The sequence below is a fragment of the Pseudooceanicola profundus genome (assembly GCF_054919315.1).
The window spans coordinates 1,313,093-1,330,057 of sequence record NZ_CM142898.1; the positions used below are offsets into that span (position 1 = coordinate 1,313,093).

The 16,965-nt window shown below is 60.6% G+C and carries 13 protein-coding genes; 5 read left to right on the top strand and 8 right to left on the bottom strand.

Annotated elements, in window-relative coordinates; all coding sequences use genetic code 11:
• Nucleotides 1-38: 38 nt before the first annotated feature.
• Both ACX9MO_RS06045 and ACX9MO_RS06050 read left to right on the top strand, forming a co-directional pair.
• On the top strand, nucleotides 39-1,211 hold the full coding sequence (locus ACX9MO_RS06045; RefSeq protein ID WP_462213886.1) for a MalY/PatB family protein: 1,173 nt from the start codon (nucleotides 39-41) through the stop codon (nucleotides 1,209-1,211).
• A gap of 211 nt (nucleotides 1,212-1,422) precedes the next feature.
• Nucleotides 1,423-2,043, top strand: coding sequence for a VOC family protein (locus ACX9MO_RS06050; protein ID WP_462213887.1), 621 nt, complete (start codon nucleotides 1,423-1,425; stop codon nucleotides 2,041-2,043).
• 46 nt (nucleotides 2,044-2,089) lie between these two features.
• Here ACX9MO_RS06050 and ACX9MO_RS06055 read toward each other — a convergent pair whose 3' ends face one another.
• Entirely contained in the window at nucleotides 2,090-2,518 is a 429-nt protein-coding gene (locus tag ACX9MO_RS06055) for a DUF1489 family protein (protein WP_462213888.1), read from the bottom strand.
• Nucleotides 2,519-2,634: 116 nt separating this feature from the next.
• Here ACX9MO_RS06055 and ACX9MO_RS06060 point away from each other — a divergent pair, with 116 nt between their 5' ends.
• Entirely contained in the window at nucleotides 2,635-4,920 is a 2,286-nt protein-coding gene (locus ACX9MO_RS06060; protein WP_462213889.1) for an adenosylcobalamin-dependent ribonucleoside-diphosphate reductase, read from the top strand.
• 369 nt (nucleotides 4,921-5,289) lie between these two features.
• Here the strand turns inward: ACX9MO_RS06060 and ACX9MO_RS06065 are convergent, their stop codons facing one another.
• From ACX9MO_RS06065 to ACX9MO_RS06080, 4 genes are all read right to left on the bottom strand, one after another.
• A complete protein-coding gene (locus ACX9MO_RS06065; protein ID WP_462213890.1) occupies nucleotides 5,290-5,727 on the bottom strand; it encodes a hypothetical protein in 438 nt (145 codons plus the stop codon).
• A gap of 66 nt (nucleotides 5,728-5,793) precedes the next feature.
• Nucleotides 5,794-6,207 carry a hypothetical protein gene (locus ACX9MO_RS06070; protein WP_462213891.1) on the bottom strand — a complete coding sequence of 138 codons (414 nt, stop codon included), beginning with the start codon at nucleotides 6,205-6,207 and terminating at the stop codon, nucleotides 5,794-5,796.
• Between the two features lie 349 nt (nucleotides 6,208-6,556).
• Complete coding sequence (locus ACX9MO_RS06075) at nucleotides 6,557-8,791, bottom strand: transposase (RefSeq protein WP_462214425.1); 2,235 nt, start codon at nucleotides 8,789-8,791, stop codon at nucleotides 6,557-6,559.
• Nucleotides 8,791-9,534, bottom strand: a complete 744-nt coding sequence (locus tag ACX9MO_RS06080) for a hypothetical protein (RefSeq protein ID WP_462213892.1) — start codon at nucleotides 9,532-9,534, stop codon at nucleotides 8,791-8,793. Before ACX9MO_RS06080 ends, ACX9MO_RS06075 begins: the two co-directional genes overlap by 1 nt.
• A gap of 1,189 nt (nucleotides 9,535-10,723) precedes the next feature.
• Here ACX9MO_RS06080 and ACX9MO_RS06085 point away from each other — a divergent pair.
• Nucleotides 10,724-11,620, top strand: coding sequence for an ion channel (locus ACX9MO_RS06085; RefSeq protein WP_462213893.1), 897 nt, complete (start codon nucleotides 10,724-10,726; stop codon nucleotides 11,618-11,620).
• 58 nt (nucleotides 11,621-11,678) lie between these two features.
• The gene (locus ACX9MO_RS06090) at nucleotides 11,679-12,491 is read left to right on the top strand and encodes a hypothetical protein (protein ID WP_462213894.1); all 813 of its coding nucleotides are present in this window, start codon (nucleotides 11,679-11,681) and stop codon (nucleotides 12,489-12,491) included.
• 128 nt (nucleotides 12,492-12,619) lie between these two features.
• Here the strand turns inward: ACX9MO_RS06090 and ACX9MO_RS06095 are convergent, their stop codons facing one another.
• From ACX9MO_RS06095 to ACX9MO_RS06105, 3 genes are all read right to left on the bottom strand, one after another.
• The gene (locus tag ACX9MO_RS06095; protein ID WP_462213895.1) at nucleotides 12,620-13,009 is read right to left on the bottom strand and encodes a GIY-YIG nuclease family protein; all 390 of its coding nucleotides are present in this window, start codon (nucleotides 13,007-13,009) and stop codon (nucleotides 12,620-12,622) included.
• 903 nt (nucleotides 13,010-13,912) lie between these two features.
• Nucleotides 13,913-15,145, bottom strand: coding sequence for a sensor histidine kinase (locus tag ACX9MO_RS06100; protein WP_462214426.1), 1,233 nt, complete (start codon nucleotides 15,143-15,145; stop codon nucleotides 13,913-13,915).
• 387 nt (nucleotides 15,146-15,532) lie between these two features.
• Entirely contained in the window at nucleotides 15,533-16,921 is a 1,389-nt protein-coding gene (locus tag ACX9MO_RS06105) for an SLC13 family permease (RefSeq protein ID WP_462213896.1), read from the bottom strand.
• Between the last annotated feature and the right edge of the window lie 44 nt (nucleotides 16,922-16,965).

The following is a 16,965-nucleotide window of genomic DNA, read 5'->3' on the forward strand; positions in this document are numbered from 1 at the left end:
CGATAGCCTCCGCCGGATGCTGACGGAAAGGCCCCTCCATGAATTTTGACGAAGTGATCGAGCGTCGCGGCACCCACTCCGCGAAATGGGACAAGATGGAAACGGTGTCGGGCGTGTCGCCTGATGATGGCATCCCCATGTGGGTGGCGGACATGGATTTCCGTGCGCCGGACTGCGTGGTGGATGCGCTGCGCCGCTACGTCGACGGCGGCGTCTACGGCTACTTCGGCGATGACAGCGCCTATCTCGAAGCGATCCGCTGGTGGCAGTCCAACCGCCACGGCTGGGAGATCGACACCGATGCTGTCTTCACCACCCATGGCCTCGTCAACGGCGCGGGCCTCTGCATCGAGGCCTATTCCGAGCCGGGCGATGCGGTCGTTCTCTTCACGCCGGTCTACCACGCCTTCCACCGGGTGATCTCGGCGGCGAACCGCGGCATCACCCAGCTGCCGCTGGCGCTGACCGACGGCCGCTACGAGATGGACTTCGACGCCTACGATGCGCTGATGACCGGCAAGGAAAAGATCATCCTGCTGTGTTCGCCGCACAATCCCGGCGGCCGGGTCTGGAGCAAGGCAGAGCTGCAGCAGGTCGCGGCCTTCGCCGAGAAGCACGACCTGATCCTCGTCTCGGACGAGATCCACAATGACCTGATCCTGCCGGGGCACAAGCACATCCCCATGGCCGTGGCCGCGCCCGAGATCGCGCATCGCCTCGTGATGATGACCGCCACGACGAAGAGCTTCAACATCGCGGGCGCCCATACCGGCAACGTGATCATCCACGATCCCAAGCTGCGCGAACGCTTCGCCGCGGTGATGGGCGGTCTCGGCATCTCGCCCAATGCCTTCGGGCTGCACATGGCCACCGCCGCCATGTCGCCCGCAGGGGCCGAATGGATCGACGCGCTCTGCCTCTACCTCGACGGCAACCGCAAGATCTTCGACGCGGGCATCGACGCGATCCCCGGCGTGACCTCGATGCCGCTGCAGGGCACCTACCTCGCATGGGTCGATTTCTCGGGCACCGGCATGGACCGCGCCGAGGTGATGAAGCGCATCTCGCAGGACGCCAGGATCGCCGTGAACGAGGGCGTGCCCTTCGGCAAGGGCGGCGAGAGCTACAACCGGTTCAACTTCGCCACCCGCCGCGCGCTGGTGGAGGAGGCGGTGGGCCGGCTGCAGCAGGCCTTCGGCGACCTGCAGTGACCCGGGACTGACACGGCCGTCCGGACCGTCCGTCATGGACGCAGGCAGGCCATCGGCAACGACGGAAAAGAGGGCGGACCCAGGGTCCGCCCTTCTGCCGTTCTCGCGCAGGCTTGCCTCGTTCTTGCCCCCGAGCTTGTAACGGTGGCGAAGCGTTTCCGCTTGCCCGCAGCGCGGGGCGGGCGCAGGCTGCGCGGCAGGAGGAGCCCCGATGCCACTAGCCGAATTCGACCATATCGTCGTCGCCGCCCGCGACCTGAAGAGCGGGCTGGCCCACGTGGGCCGCGCGCTTGGCGTGATGGTGCCGCAGGGCGGCGCGCATCCGATGATGGGCACTCACAACTGCCTGATGCGGATCGGCCCGGCCTCCTTCCTCGAGGTGATCGCCCCCGATCCCGGGGCCCCGGCCCCCGGCCGCCCGCGGTGGTTCGGCCTGGACCAGCCCCCGGCCGAGCCGCGGCTGGCGCATTGGGTGATCCGCACGGTGGACATGGCGGCGCTGCACCCCGGCCTGCCCGCCGCCTCGGGGCCCGCGATCGAAGCCACCCGGGGCGATCTGCGCTGGCAGATCACCGTGCCCGAGGACGGCGCCCTGCCCTATGGCGGGGCCTTTCCGACGCTGATCCAGTGGACGCCCGGCACCCTGCCGCCGCGCCAGATGCCCGACCTCGGCTGCACCCTGACCCGGCTGCAAATCCGCCACCCCGAGGGCCCGGAGATCGCGACCACGCTCAAACCCTGGCTCGACGATCAGCGGATCGAGATCGGCACCGGCGCCCTGTCGCTGGTGGCGGAAATCGCCACGCCGAATGGCATCCGGCGGCTGACCTGACGGGACAGGGGCTCCCCTGCGCCGCCCCGGCCGCAGCGGGGTCAGATCAAAGCACGCCGATATCGTTGAGAACCGCGCGGAGTTCTGCCGGAAGGTCGGCCTCTTCCCGCGCGCGCGCGTCGAGGTCTCCGGGCGCCTCCTCCGGCTTGAGGTAGCGCCAGCCCTGGAACGGGCGGCGCGGGGCGGGCCTTGTCTCGACCAGTTCCGGGTCCAGCACGATGGCGCAGCGGCGCACCCCGTCCTCGCCCATCACCTCGTCAAGGCGCAGGATCTTCTGCCGCGCCTGGATCACGCCCTTGATCACCCAGTAGATCGACCCGCCGTCGAGGATCTCGGCCTCGCGCTTGGGCCACATGCGCGTGACATGCCGCGGCAGGCCGTCCGGGGCCTGCGCGATGCGCATTTGTTGCCATGCAGCGAGATCCGCGACGCTTTCGGTCCCGACCGACAGTTTGACGATATGTACGTGGGGCAAGGGCTGACTCTCCAAGGTCTTGCGTCTATATTAGGTGTCTGCGGGACGAGAGCAACCGCCCGGCCCGCCAGACTGACGCCGCCAAGTGTGACGACCAGAGTGCCGAGGAGCCCGTCATGAGCCGTTTCGCCGCCCCCATCGCAGAACAGGTCTGGGACATGAAGTACCGGCTGAAGGAGGCCGACGGCACGCCCATCGACCGCTCTGTCGAGGATACGTGGCGGCGTATCGCCCGCGCCCTTGCCGCCGTCGAGGCCGAGCCCGCCGACTGGGAAGACCGCTTCTATGCCGCGCTGGAAGACTTCAAGTACCTGCCTGCAGGCCGGATCACTGCCGGGGCGGGCACCGGGCGCAAGGTGACGCTCTTCAACTGCTTCGTCATGGGCACGATCCCGGACGAGATGGGCGGCATCTTCGAGATGCTGAAGGAGGCCGCGCTGACCATGCAGCAGGGCGGCGGCATCGGCTACGACTTCTCGACCATCCGGCCCAAGGGCGCGGACGTGAAGAGCGTGGCGGCGGATGCCTCCGGCCCGCTCTCCTTCATGGATGTCTGGGACGCCATGTGCCGCACGATCATGTCCGCCGGATCGCGCCGGGGGGCGATGATGGCAACCATGCGCTGCGACCACCCGGATATCGAGGCCTTCATCGCCGCCAAGTCCGACCCGGCCCGGCTGCGGATGTTCAACATGTCCGTCCTCGTCACCGATCCCTTCATGGAGGCGGTCAAGGCCGACGGCCCGTGGGAGCTGGTCTTTGACGGCAAGGTCTATCACACGCTGAAGGCCCGCGACCTGTGGAACCAGATCATGCAGGCGACCTACGATTACGCCGAGCCGGGCGTGATCTTCATCGACCGCATCAATGCCGCGAACAACCTGAACTACGTCGAGACGATCGCGGCCACCAACCCCTGCGGCGAACAGCCTCTGCCGCCCTATGGGGCCTGCCTGCTGGGTTCCGTGAACCTGGCCCGTCTCGTCACCGATCCCTTCACCGAGGACGCGCGCCTCGACCCCGCCGCGCTGTCGGACCTCGTGCGGGTAGCGGTGCGGATGATGGACAACACGGTCGATGCCTCCAAATTCCCGCTCGACGCGCAGGCTGCCGAAGCGCAGGCCAAGCGCCGCATCGGTTTGGGCGTCACCGGGCTGGCGGATGCGCTGCTCATGGTCGGGCTGCGCTACGGCTCCGACGAGGCCGCGCAGCAGACCGAGGACTGGCTGCACCTCATCGCGCGCGAAAGCTACCTCGCCTCCGTCGACCTGGCGAAGGAGAAGGGCGCGTTCCCGCTCTTCGAGGCGGAGCCTTACCTGAACTCCGGCACCATGCGGCAGATGGACGAGGACGTGCGCGCCGCCATCGCGGAGCACGGCATCCGCAACGCCCTGCTGACCTCGATCGCGCCCACCGGCACGATCTCGCTTTACGCCGGCAACGTCTCCTCGGGGATCGAGCCGGTCTTTGCCTATGAGTACACCCGCAAGGTGCTGCAGAAGGACGGCTCGCGGACCGAGGAAAAGGTGGTGGATTACGCCGTCTCTCTCTGGACCCAGCTGAAGGGCGACAGCCCCCTGCCCGATCACTTCGTCAACGCCCAGACCCTGCCCCCCGCCGATCACGTCAAGATGCAGGCCGCCGCGCAGAAATGGGTCGACAGTTCGATCTCCAAGACGATCAACTGCCCCGAGGACATCTCCTTCGATGCCTTCAAGGACGTCTACATGCAGGCCTGGGATCTGGGCTGCAAGGGCTGCACCACCTACCGGCCCAACGATGTCACCGGCTCCGTCCTCTCCGTCTCGGAAACGACCGAGGCCGCCCCGGGCGAAAGCATCGACCTGCCGCTGCCGGGCGAGGGCGGAGAGGTGGTCTACATGTCCGAGCCGCTGGACCGGCCGCAGGCGCTGGAGGGCAACACCTACAAGCTGACATGGCCGGACAGCGAGCACGCGATCTACATCACGATCAACGACATCGTCATCAACGGCCACCGGCGGCCCTTCGAAGTCTTCATAAACTCCAAGAACATGGAGCATTACGCCTGGACCGTCGCCCTGACGCGGATGATCTCGGCCGTGTTCCGGCGCGGCGGCGACGTGAGCTTCGTGGTGGAGGAGCTCAAGGCCGTCTTCGACCCGCGCGGCGGGGCCTGGGTTAAGGGCAAGTACATCCCCTCCATCCTCGCGGCGATCGGCGGTGTGATCGAGACGCACCTCGTCTCCATCGGCTTCATCGAGGGCGAGGGCACCGGCCTGAAGACCGACCCGCAGGCCAAGGTGATCGGACTGGAGAGCGGCAAGCGCGGCAAGGCCTGCCCGTCCTGCGGCCAGTACACGTTGCAGATGATCGAAGGCTGCATGACCTGTACGTCCTGCGGACATTCGAAATGCGGCTGAGCGGCTGCGCCGTGCTATGATGACAAGCTAAATTCGGCCATTTTCCGGATAAAACGGCCATTTCACAAGTTAAGGACGGCTATTGGAGAAGACCTCTCCAAAAGCCGTTATTGTGGAGGCACCGAAGCAATTCTCGAGCCGGAACGCCACTGATTGGAACATGGGTCCGCAAGGAACTCTACGCAAACCGATATCCGAAGTTTTTGTGATTTTCTGGTATGCGATCCGGCGTCGGGGCCGTTCTCCGCTCGGAGAGCATCTTTGCGTGCCAGTATGCATCGCCGAAAGCAAGAAGGCCGCGAGTGTCCCCGCGGCCTTCGAGTTTTTCATGAGTGGCGGCGCGCCCTCACATCAGTCTGTCTGGTGGCCTCACGCGGCCTCTGTGCCCTTCATCATGAGGGCGGCATCGATCCTGGCTACCAGTAGGTCTCGCATCGCGAGGATCTGCCGGAAGCCCTGCCGCAGCCTGTCGCGAGCAGCGCCCGTTTCAGAAAGAATAGGGGCAGCGGAGACACGACCGACGGCGCCGCGTACGGGGTCGTCCGTGCCGTCGAAGACGTTCTGGAAGCCGAGGGTTTCCTGCGTGATGGCCAGGTCGAGAAGATCTTCGATGCATCCGATTTCTTTGGCCGCCGCCTCGGACAGCGGTCCGTGCCGGCGCAAGGCGGATAGGGCTTGCAGAACCGTATTGAGGTCGGTCGCGGCCAGCTCCGCATCATTGCGTTGGACCTGATCGTGCAGGACGTCGAGCCCTCGCAGAATGCGCGTGCAGAGTTCTTTGTCTGTCATTTGGTCGAAGTATTTCATGGCAGTGTCCTCGTCTCGTTGCTGGGATGTGGCGAGCGGTCGACCGTGTCCGGTTGACCTGCTGTTTCAGGCTGCATCGTTGACCTGGCGGGCGAGCGCTCGGGCATCCCCGGCATCGTCCAGTTCGCCGATCTCGACGAGAAGATCGTAGAGCCGGTCAGTGACAAGGCAGAGCTCCTCCACCTCCGGGCTGGCCGGGTCGAGGAGAACCCAGGACGAGAGGTCGGGTTCGAACGCGTCGATGACCGGGTCGAGTGAAAGCAGCCTGTGCAGGTCGACCAACCGGAGACGGGTTGTCCGATCGAGACGTGATACGTCTCGCAACTCGGACATGAGCCGCAGCACGCGAGCTTTTCCGGCATCGCCGTCGATCAGCGCGGCAGCGTTGCACAGAGCATCTCCGTGCTCGGCACAATGTGCCCGGACGGCAGCGAGTTGAGGGTCGAGGGACAGGGTCTTTGTGGGTAGTCGGCGCAGCATGTGTTCCTCCGTTGTTGCGCGTCTGCCAATTCCGGCAGCGTCAAGACTGTCCGTCGCTTTTTCCGTGAGGGTGCTCCTGCTTCATGTGCTGCGGAGTAGGGTTACTCCTTCCGACAAGGAGATTGGCCACAAGGCGCCGGAACGAAGAAAAAACATTCGGGTAGATGCTGGTCATGCCGTCGCGCTTCTGCGCCGATCCAAAGGGGATCTCGGTGCGGCTGCTGGACCTGTGCGCGCTATGCTGAACCGGGAGCGCCGTCCGCGTCTGATAGATCCCAGCGACGAAACAAAGAAAGGCCCCCGCAGTTGGCGTCGACTGCGGGGGCCTGTCGTGTTCCGGGCATTCGGCCTACTTGTCCCCGAATGACCAATCCGCGTCGGGGTCCGCAAAGGGATCGGGAGCGCCAGCCGCCTCGGAGGCATGGTTCGGAGCCGCGAGAACTGGATCACTCGCCGGGCGCGAGGGTTGCGTGACTGATGGCGCCGTGGGCAGGTCAATGCCCAGACCGTCGGTAGCAGGCTGCATCCGAATGTTATTCGGCGACTCGTCCACCTCGAACCCGATCAGGAAGCGGTCCTCGAGTTCCGCGATGCGCTCCTTGGAATAGTCGTCGACGAACAGCCCTTGGCGGGCGATGGCATTGGCGTTGATCTCGCGGATGCGGGTCATCGCGTGGAAGATAACTTCCTGGTCGATCTTTTTCTGTGCCGCGACCGAAGCGCGGACCTCACGCACCGCCAACATCCAGGTTTGCGCACGCTCTCCGCGGAAGCGTTCGAAGACGGAGGGCACCTCGATCCACTCACCGTCCAGTTCCACCGCGATCGCGCCGAGATCCTCCGAATACCAGCGGATACGGACCTCCTTCTTGGTGTTGTGCATGAACCAGCGGGCGAGCGCCTCTGAATGGTAGCGAATGCCCAGAACCGATATGCCCTTCTTGGACACCGTCCGTTGCAGCCGGGTGCCGAGTGCCCTGCGCCGCAGCCCGACCGCGGGCATCGGCGCGACGCCATACCGCCCGACGAGCCGGTTCCAGCAATTGAGGGGCGTTTCCCCGTTCAGGCCCGCATGCGGGCGGCGATGGTACACGTCGACCACCCAGCGGACCAGGGCCTCACTGAGATCCTCGGCTGTCAGTGCTGCCCGGGCTTCGGCATCATAGTCGCCCTTGACGACGGTGTTACTGAAGGTTCTCCCTGTGAACCGTCCGATGAAGTTGTTCGCCATCGTTCCGAACAGGCGCTCGATTCGCGCCCGGAACTCCGGCATCCCGGCCGGGCCGGCGTCGATATTGATCCCGAGATCGGTCGCCCCGACCCGTGTGTCGAAGTCGATGAAAGCGGAGCCGCAGTCGGTGACGATGAGCTCGGGCGTTCCGGACATGTTCCATGGAGAATGTGCACCGACCGCGTCTGCCCACACCCCCTTGTCACGCACGATCATGTCGATTGTCTGCATCGCGCTGCGCTTGCTCGGGGCCCGTGAGAGCTTCATCGCTACGACACAGCGAGTTGTGCAGCATATGGCGGCCGTCAGGAACCAGCGTGCCTTCTTGCCGTCCTCGAGGCCGAGGCTGGCCTTCTCCTCTTGGCTCAATATCGACCAGATGCCCGACTCCGCCAAGAGGGACATGAGATCGACCTTCCACTCGTCCATCTCGACGCGTTCGAACGGACGGGTCAGTTCCAGCCCCTTTCCGACCGGCGCATTGCGCTTGCGGGCCTCTTCCAGTCCGAAACGCGCTATGTCGACCTCGAACGGGTCGAGCTTCCTGACCGCGAGGCGGATCGTCTCCCGAGACGGTGTCACGAGGGGCCTCGTGCTCTCGCCAAGCTTCTCCCCGGCCGCTTCCCGTTTTCTCAGTTCTTCGCGACGAAGGTTTTCGGCAATGAAGGCGTGGTCCACGTCTTCTACCACTTGCGTGACAGACGGCTGGTCCATCGTGAGGTAATTGCGGACCGTTCGGGCCAGAAGAGCAAGTTCGTCCGGGCCAAGGCGACGGCTGCGACGTCCTTGACCGCCCTGACCATAGAGGGCTGCCATGCCATCCCGGCGGAAGCGCGCAGCCAGTTTCAGGAGCCGGCTCGCGCTGATCTTCGTGGGGACGATCATGGTATTGCCGCTCCCCGTGGACGGGTCGCCTTCGCTCGGCACCGAGAGGAATTTCCCGGCCCGGAATTTTATCTCGGGCAAGGCGGCCTTCACGGCGTTTTCGGTGCGTTTGACCTTACCCTCGGCTTCCATTTCCAGGAATGCACGGACCAGGGACTCGTGGTATTTGGCCTTCTGCTGTTTCTTCAACGGAAGCGAGGACAATTCTTGTGTCGGGAGCCTCAACCTGCGTTTCGCATGATCCGGAAGGAATGCGTCGCGCCGATGTTCGATCTCGCCCGAAGACACCCGTTGCGACAGAGTTGCGTGAGTAAATGCCTCGGCAACGCTTGTGCGATCGGTTCGCTCGAGCGTGTAACCGAATTCGTTGCTTTCCAGAAAACGGTATGAAATCCCGTCCATAATGATTTCGTCGTATTTGCCGAAAGCGAAACGGGGCAGCGAAGGGCTGAACTGGACATCGAGCATCACGCGGCCCTCCGCATGACATGGCTGTCGTAGTCGATCCGCACCCGGCCCCGCAGTTCCAACTCATGCGCGCCGATGAGCCGGGCAATCGACCGGAAGCCACGGCCGCCGAGGCCGGTATGTGCGATCAGATCTCCGATCTTTGCTGCCCCGATCAGGTTGGACACCATATCCCGCATGATGGCATCTGCGTCCGGGTCAGGCTTGCGCACCGCATTCAGCAGTGTCGCATTGTGGACAGCGACAGGGTCGAGGTGCTTTTCTGTCATCAGGGTCACGCGGTCCGCGAAGTCGGCGGTCACCTTTGCTGCGATCCGGGAACTCTTGGCGAAGAACTCTTCGTCGCTGAGCTTCTCGTCATACTTGACCATGATCGCGACCCGACTGCCGTCTGTCATCGTCGCCCGGAAGTCGAAAAAGTGCCGTTCCTTGGGCCCGTCCTCCGGTCCCCACGTGAATAGAACCTGGTTTTCCAGGTCGGCGACGTCTGCGCGCGCCTGCAGCACAAACGCGACACGCTTCTCGGTGAGGCTATCCGTTTTCATCACGGAACCTGCGCCCGGCCCGTGCACAAAGGCGCAGGAGAAGTGTTTCTTTGCGCCGACACCGGGGGTGCGGTCAGTGGCAGGACGTGCAGGCAACACGGCATCGGTATCCGGCTCGGATGTGACCTCGATGACGAGGCCATTGTGGTCGCCTGTTTGGCTCCTATCGGAGCAATGTTTGTTCAGGGGGGGAGCCATTTCTCTGTTCCTTCTCTGTTCTGGGCCTGTCCCAGGAGCGCCTCGCTCGAGAAGAATTTTGGTCGAAGCGGGAATTCCGGAAGCCAAAAGGGGGGTGGTGGCGAGGAATAGTTGGGGGGGGGGCGTGTAAGTATCTGAGAAGAATAATAATTTCTGAGCTGGAGTAAAGCGTCCCGGCCAGCCTGCACGGCCACAGTGTATCTAAGAGGAGTTCCGCCATGCGCTGAGAGCGGCCTCAACCCTTGCGTAGGCGTGCAGGGCTTCGTGCTGCGAGTGCCATCCGCTGCAAAACTGCAAGGCATAGATGTCCGCGCCGGTATCCTCGATCAGATAACCAAGCGCCAGGAATGCCTCCCTGGCAGCGGGGGTAAGCAGCTTGCTGGGTCTCGGTCGCGCCATGACCGTAACGCCGGCGACCTCGTGGCCGATCTGTGTGTAGTGCCGATCGACCCAAAGGTGCAAAGACCGGATCCCGAACTTACCTTGAAGCCAGAGCGTCACATCGCAGATATCCTGTTCAGGGCCGAACTCGTCAGGGTAGACGCTCAGTCGACGATTTTTCGCGACCTGCGAAGTGCATCGTGTGCCCGTTGTGCTATGGATGGCTGCCCCCTTCAGTCGCATAAACTTCGTTAAGTGTTCGGGTTTCTGATATCTGTCTCGAAAAGAAGGTTGGCCGAAGTGCAGCTTTCCGAAACACTTTTCTTGTTCAGGCTGCAGGCAGCCATTCTTGCTCGTTTGAAGAACAGATGAAGACGCTCGTGCGCATGCAAGATGTCGGAGGCGAGGTCGCTCCCAAAAGCCGAACCAACCGGCTCGCTTCTGGATCTGATCCGCCCTACGCTCTGGCCCTCTTGCTCTAAGCGAAGTTTGGGGTATCACTTCCAGCCGCCGGACCATCCAGAAGGGCGGGGAGCGGTCGTTCGCTGCGCCAGGGGTGAATGCCAGCTAAGAGTCGAAAATGAAATCTGGAACGCTCGAAGCCGCACCTGCCACTGGCGCTGCTGCACCCAAGACAATGACGCGACGACAAGATCAGCGATGCGCCTGTTGAGCAATCAAAGTTGCGCGCGTTTGTGTGAGGTGCTCTAAACAAGTAGCAACCAGATCAAAACTCTCCTCAGGTGATTACCCCAATGTTAAAAAATGCATCCTCTTCTTCCCTCCGTGAATAGCGGTATAGTTTGACATGAGCAAAGCATCGGATGACTTCTTTGTATTGACAGAGCCCTACAATGAACTCACTGGACCTAAGGAGTTTTGGAAAGCTGTAGAAGGCGACGAAAGCAAGGACATAAAAGATCTGCTTTACCGGCCAAGCAGACTTGAAAGCGTTGAGCCGCCCAACAAATGGCGGGTGCGGAATAAAAATTTCAACAATGTGTCATTTGCCAAAACAGTAATTTCCCAAGTTGAGTTTACAAATTGCAAATTTGAAAACTGCCTCTTTACCGGCTCCATAATTTCCGAGTGCCGCTTTAACAATTGCCAATTTGAAAGTTGCAACTTTTACAGAGCTGAGATTAGAGACAGTTTTGTTGACCCAAGATCATTTTCGAAATGCCTAAACCCCAAAAAGCACGCAAATATAGGCGTTGGGCTATATCAAGAATTGCTACACAACAGCAGACAGCAAGCCCAACCTGACTTTTCAAACTATTCTCAATATCACTTCATGAGGTGGAAAAGATACTTCAGGCTAAATGAAATAGCGATTTCAGATGCAGCATGCTGGAGAAAGATTTTCAGACGAGCTGCCATATTTCCCTCATGGATTTTTGAGAAAACAACAGGTTCAGGAACGAGACTCAGTAATCTCGCACTTACGTCCACTTTGATACTTGTCGCTATAACGGCCTTCAACTACTGCTTCAGATCAGAACTTGGCCTCAAACTTGGGGGTGAACCTATTGCGAGCATTACGGAGGCGTTCTACTTCTCCACCATCGTAGTAACGTCACTTGGTTTTGGCGATATCACGCCAGGCACCAACTTAGGGAGATTTGTAATTGCTTGCGAAGCGATTACTGGGTTCTTGACATTCGCTCTACTTGTATCGATGGCTTTCAAAAAAATCACGAGCTGAGGATAAAATGATATCTATCTGTGAAATTGGTTCAATGGCACGAGGTCAGAACGACCAATTGAGTGACAAAGACTTGCTCGCGATCGGGAGCTCGGACGACGTGGATGCCGCGATTACAGAGTATAGATCCAGTGGCTGGAACGTAACGCAGTATTCCCGGATCGAATTTGTTGAAATGGCGAGATCTCACTCATTATTTGTTCAGCATGTGAAGCAGGACGGGGTGCTTGTAAGAGACGATCAAGGCTTTCTTAGAGAGACATTGAAAAATTATAGACCAAGGCGAGACTATACCAATAGCTTGGCCGCAGCTATCGATCCGATCCGCTCAATTCGCGAGATTGAGCAGAGCTATTGGGGAAAGCTTTTTCAAGCTGATATTCTCTATGTATCCGTTCGAAACGCGTGCATTCTTCATAAGGCAACTGTCGCGGAGCCAGAATTTGACTTTGAAAGCTTGATCGCGTGGATATGCGCAACCATCGGACTTACCCTATCAGAGCGGAATGCGCTTCTGCGCCTTCGCTCACTCAAACACGCCTATCGCGCGCGATTGACAAATATGGACGTCTCAGAAATTGAGGACACGACCCACATTGCTCGCAAACTCGCAGACTATTGGGCTTGTTTATGCGGTTCGAACGAGAATATACGTGATCTCTCCAACGGCTACTTTGAGGTTCGCGCGCTTGAGGGGCAACTCATTCGCGCAGTTGGCCCAGTCTACATGGACGAATTGGAAAGGTGCCATGAGCTTGGAGAGCTTTGGGCTACAATTTGTAGCACTGATCCTTATAAGCCGCGACCTCCGCACCTTCAAAGATGGTCAAAAAGTGTTTCAGATTTCCTGGCTAACCTACAATGTCACTGAAAGCCTGAGTATCACGCACCTTAACAACTCATCGATCGCGGCTATGTTTTGAAACAAGCCTATCTTCGTCGGGTCAACATCGGACCGTTACCGTTTTCTGCTCGAATTTCGGCTCCGGGCCGAGAGCCTCAGTTTGCGTTCAAACCATGTGCGCGGGCGCCGAGTTTTTCCTTCCACGCAACTTCTCTTGCGATGATGTCGGCGGCTGACATCTCGGGGGAGGCTACTTCGAGGATAGAAACTTGGTAGTCGCGTCCATCGCGGTCAAGCCTCATCAACTCTCGGTTCCCACCATGGCCGTTCGCAGCATACTGACGCCAGCGGCCAAGGAACCCGTCGACGCCATATGCCGACCCGACGTATTGTTGGCCATTCTCCGTCACCAAGAGGTAGACGCCACGGACGTTCTCAAGCGCCGCACGCCAGCTTTCAGGCAATCCCGACAATGAACTAATGCGCTCACGAAACCCACCAAAACCAGGAAAAGGTCTTTCTCGGGCATCGAGCCGTAGCTCCAAGATCTGTTTGTTTCCTCGATGTGCCCACTGCGACCATGACCGCGTTCCTGGCCCCCAATCAATCAATATCCGTTCAACGTAGGTGCTGCATTCCGCACACCAAGAAAGGTCAAATAGGTCCAGTGGATGCAGGCTCGCACGTTCCTGGGCAACTATCTCTTCGTCACGGACAAGAGGCAATTCCTCTTGATCCCATGGACGTCCGTTTCCAACTGCCGTTGTCCCGACAAAGAGTGCCGTTGCTGTTCCGTCAATCGTGGGTCCGGCAATGAAATGACATGCGCGAGAAGGGGCCCCATTGTATGGTGAGTTTGCTCGTGTCTGAAACGAAGCGAAGCAGAGGAAAGCATCTTGCCCGCGCCTCCAAGCCAAGCCGCCCCGGGCATCGTGGCGCAGAAGCCGCGTTCTCCGAGGATCGTATCCGCATCGCTCGAGAAATTCGTGAAATTGGAACACTGGATACCTCCCCCTCGCATCTCGAGAGCAATGCGCCGCAGGCCACCTTGCGCGGCCAACTTCTCTTAGTCCCGACGGTATCGTCTTGCTTGAACCAATGTCCACAATCGGCAAGCTGCGGTGCTGCACTCCAAAGGGTGAAGAATGTCCACTTCGGGCCGGGAGCAGACTCGGTCGTGAAAGGGAAGACAGACGACATTCGCTTTATACTGACGGAACGTCTGTATCCCACGCCTGTCGAGAGGGGTAGGATTAGCTCATGCGTGATCGCCTCCGCAGCTGTCTGAGATCCGCCGCGCGAAAAGGGAGGGGCCGACGTGAGAACCGGCCGGTCGGTCGCAACCTCATCATCGGGGCGGACCTGTAACAGCGACTCAGGAAATCAGTGTTAGTTCGGCAGAGTGCCCACCAGAGTGCGGTTGGCCGCATGGCGCGCCGCGATAAAAACTATAAAAGGTCGAGTGTCGGCAATTCCAGCCGGAAGGTGGTAGTATTATTCTCGCTCAGAACCGATAAACGCCCGCCGTGTGCCTTTGCTATTGAAGATGCGATATGCAGACCCAGACCGACACCCTCGCTGGTCTCGTTCCCGCGACGGAATGGTTCGAAAAGCGTCTTCTGAACCTCTGGCGGGATCGGTTCTCCTTCGTTTTTCACTTCGATATAGGCCTCTTCCTCACCACTTCTGATTGTGAGTTGAACTGGCGTGCCGGGGGCTCCGTGCATGAACGCATTGGAAAGCAAATTGGAGACTGCTTGCCCGATACGGTCCGGATCGCAACTGACTGGGCGCTCCAGTTCCACATTCAGATGTATTTCCTTTTCAGGGGCGGTGACACGGATTTCCTCAACCACCTGGTGAAGCGTCTCCGCCAGAGGCACGTCCGGCAAAGCAGTGACGGCGATACCACCGCCGAGCCTCGATTTCGCGTGCAACATCATATTGTCGATCAGTTCGTTCATTCTGTGCAATGATGCCCGCATGAGAACCAGGATTTCTCGGCCGCGGCCCGTGAAAGGCTCTTTGTCGAGTTGACGGACTCCCGCGCCAAAGGCGGCGACCGGATTTCGTAGGTCATGACCGAGGATCGCCATGAATTCCTCCTGGATCTGAACCAGCTTGCGCTCGTGCTCGATCAGCTGCTCCTGTGCTTCCAGTCGCTCTTCGGTTTCCAGGCTGCGTCCGATAAGTTCGGCGAACATCTTCAGCATCGCCACGGCGCGGGGGCTTTTGACGTCCTTCGGTTCGGGGTCGATCGCGCAGAGGGTGCCGAAGAAGCTCCCGTCGCTTCGATGGATCGGAACCGAGGCATAGCTGACGATGCCAAAGGCCGCGGCAATTGGGTGGCCCTGGTAGACGGGGTCGGTGGCGGCGTCGCTGAAGATGACCATCTCGGACGTTTCCCGGACAGTCTGGCAGAAGGTGGAATCTATCGCGATCTCATCGCCTTCCGCGAGGCCGAACTTGACCTCGTCGATCGTGCGGCATGCGACCCATCTGTCGGCCGTCACCCGTGCGACCCCAGCAAAGCGCATGTTCGTCGCAAGCATGACGGTTTCGAGAATGGTCGTAACGAACTCGCTTTCCGCGAGGCGTTCGATATCGGCCTGGAAATCGTGCGCTCCAGCCAGAAACGCATCATGACTCTGCATTTGAATGTCGCTTTTTTGTCTGACCATCAATGTCACCGTCGCTATTTCCGGAAAACTATAACTTAGGTCCTTAAATGGGTAGGACCCATTTGCCGAGAACGTGCCGACGTCGAGTGGTAGGGCCGAAAGCAGTCATCCGCGCTGCTCGGCACGAAGGTCGGCTCTGGGCTGGTCGCGACTGGCGCGCCTATGCTGCAACCGCGAACGCACCCTACATCAACGCGGTCAATCTGGGCTCGAAGCGGTCATGCGGCGGTGCGGCACTCACGACCCCAGCCGCGGTTGAGGAGATCGTCGCTTCCGGCCCGCAGCGGACATTCATGTGCGGCGCTTTGAATGTCCGGTTCCGACGTTGTTCAAATTCACGCGGTGCTTTTTATGGCAAAAATACCCAAGGGACGGATCGCATGCAGATCAATTGAGGATGGCTGGTCCCAGAAGCGAGCCGACACCTACGGCGATAATTATTCCGATGACGTCCAGAGGAGCGCCGGCGCGAAGCATGGCCTGGCGCGAGACCGCCGGATTGGCGAAGACGATCGCATTCGGCGGTGTCGCGACCGGCAGCATGAACCCGACAGAAGCAGCGAGAGCCACCGGCAGCATAAACCCGATCGGTTCGAGTTCCAGCGACACGGCCGCCGCCCCGGTGATCGGTAGAAAGAGCGCCGCCATGGCGGTGTTGCTCGCCAGCTCCCCGATATAGACGACAAGCGCAGCAATGATGAGCAGAAGAAGAAACGAAGAAAGGTGCTTCAGCGTTTCGACCTGCACACCGATCCACGTCGCAAGTCCGGTCTGGTCGAGCAGCGCGGCCAGTGCCAGACCGCCGCCGAAGAGGATCAGGACGTCCCAGCGGACCGTTGCGACTCCCTCCCAATTCAGCAGACGGCCGCCCGCGCCATCCGGGACGAGGAACAGGGCAACGGCGGCGATCATCGCGATGCCGGCGTCTGTCAGGCCAAGGTTCGGAAACAGCCAGTCGATCAGCGGTCGGCAGACCCAGGCCCCCGCGGTCAAGGCGGCGACGGTGGCCACTCGGCGTTCCGCACGCGTCATACGGCCCGGTTGGTCAGGCAGCGATATCGTCAAGGACCCGCTCTTCCCCTGTGGCACCAATCGCTTCAGCACGATCCAGGTCGCGACGAGAAGAATGAGTGCCACCGGCACTCCGAGGAGAGCCCACTGCACGAAGCTTACCTCGATCCCGTAGCTTGCCTTTAGATGCGCGGCAAATATCGCGTTCGGCGGGGTCCCGATCAGCGACCCCATTCCACCGCACGTCGCCGCGAAAGCAACCGAGAGCATCAGGGTCGTCCCGAATTCCGGCCGTTCGTCGTGTGTCGCAGCAATCGCCGCGGCGACGGGCGCGATAACCATTGCCGATGCCGTGTTGCTGATCCAAAGGCTCAGGAATGCCGTCGCTGCCATGACGGCCGCCAGGACACGATCAGGCCGTGTTCCCGCAGCATTGATCAGCGTAAAGGCCAACCTCCGGTGCAGGTCCGACATTTCGATCGCCTTTGCCACGAAGAACCCGCCCAAGAACAATATGATGATCGGATCACTGTAGGCGCTGGCGACCTGGTCCAGGGCAGCAAGTCCCAGAAGCGGGGCAGCGGCAAGCGGAAGGAGAGCCGTTGCGGCCAGCGGCAGAGCCTCAGTCAGCCACCAGAGCGCCATCGTGAACGTGAGGCCCGTGGCCAGCCATGCGGGTGCGGCGAGGCCTGTCGGTGCCGGCAGGATCGTGGGGGCCAACAGGGCGAGGAGACCCGTGGCGATGACGAGCGACTTTCTGTTCATTTTGCGACACTATCAGTGCCGTCCCGAAGGCACAGCGATTTCGA

Coding starts and splice junctions, on each gene's coding strand:
- ACX9MO_RS06045 (WP_462213886.1), top strand. CDS start 39: ATGAATTTTGACGAAGTGATCGAGCGTCGCGGCACCCACTCCGCGAAA.
- ACX9MO_RS06050 (WP_462213887.1), top strand. CDS start 1,423: ATGCCACTAGCCGAATTCGACCATATCGTCGTCGCCGCCCGCGACCTG.
- ACX9MO_RS06060 (WP_462213889.1), top strand. CDS start 2,635: ATGAGCCGTTTCGCCGCCCCCATCGCAGAACAGGTCTGGGACATGAAG.
- ACX9MO_RS06065 (WP_462213890.1), bottom strand. CDS start 5,727: ATGAAATACTTCGACCAAATGACAGACAAAGAACTCTGCACGCGCATT.
- ACX9MO_RS06070 (WP_462213891.1), bottom strand. CDS start 6,207: ATGCTGCGCCGACTACCCACAAAGACCCTGTCCCTCGACCCTCAACTC.
- ACX9MO_RS06075 (WP_462214425.1), bottom strand. CDS start 8,791: ATGCTCGATGTCCAGTTCAGCCCTTCGCTGCCCCGTTTCGCTTTCGGC.
- ACX9MO_RS06080 (WP_462213892.1), bottom strand. CDS start 9,534: ATGGCTCCCCCCCTGAACAAACATTGCTCCGATAGGAGCCAAACAGGC.
- ACX9MO_RS06085 (WP_462213893.1), top strand. CDS start 10,724: ATGAGCAAAGCATCGGATGACTTCTTTGTATTGACAGAGCCCTACAAT.
- ACX9MO_RS06100 (WP_462214426.1), bottom strand. CDS start 15,145: ATGGTCAGACAAAAAAGCGACATTCAAATGCAGAGTCATGATGCGTTT.
- ACX9MO_RS06105 (WP_462213896.1), bottom strand. CDS start 16,921: ATGAACAGAAAGTCGCTCGTCATCGCCACGGGTCTCCTCGCCCTGTTG.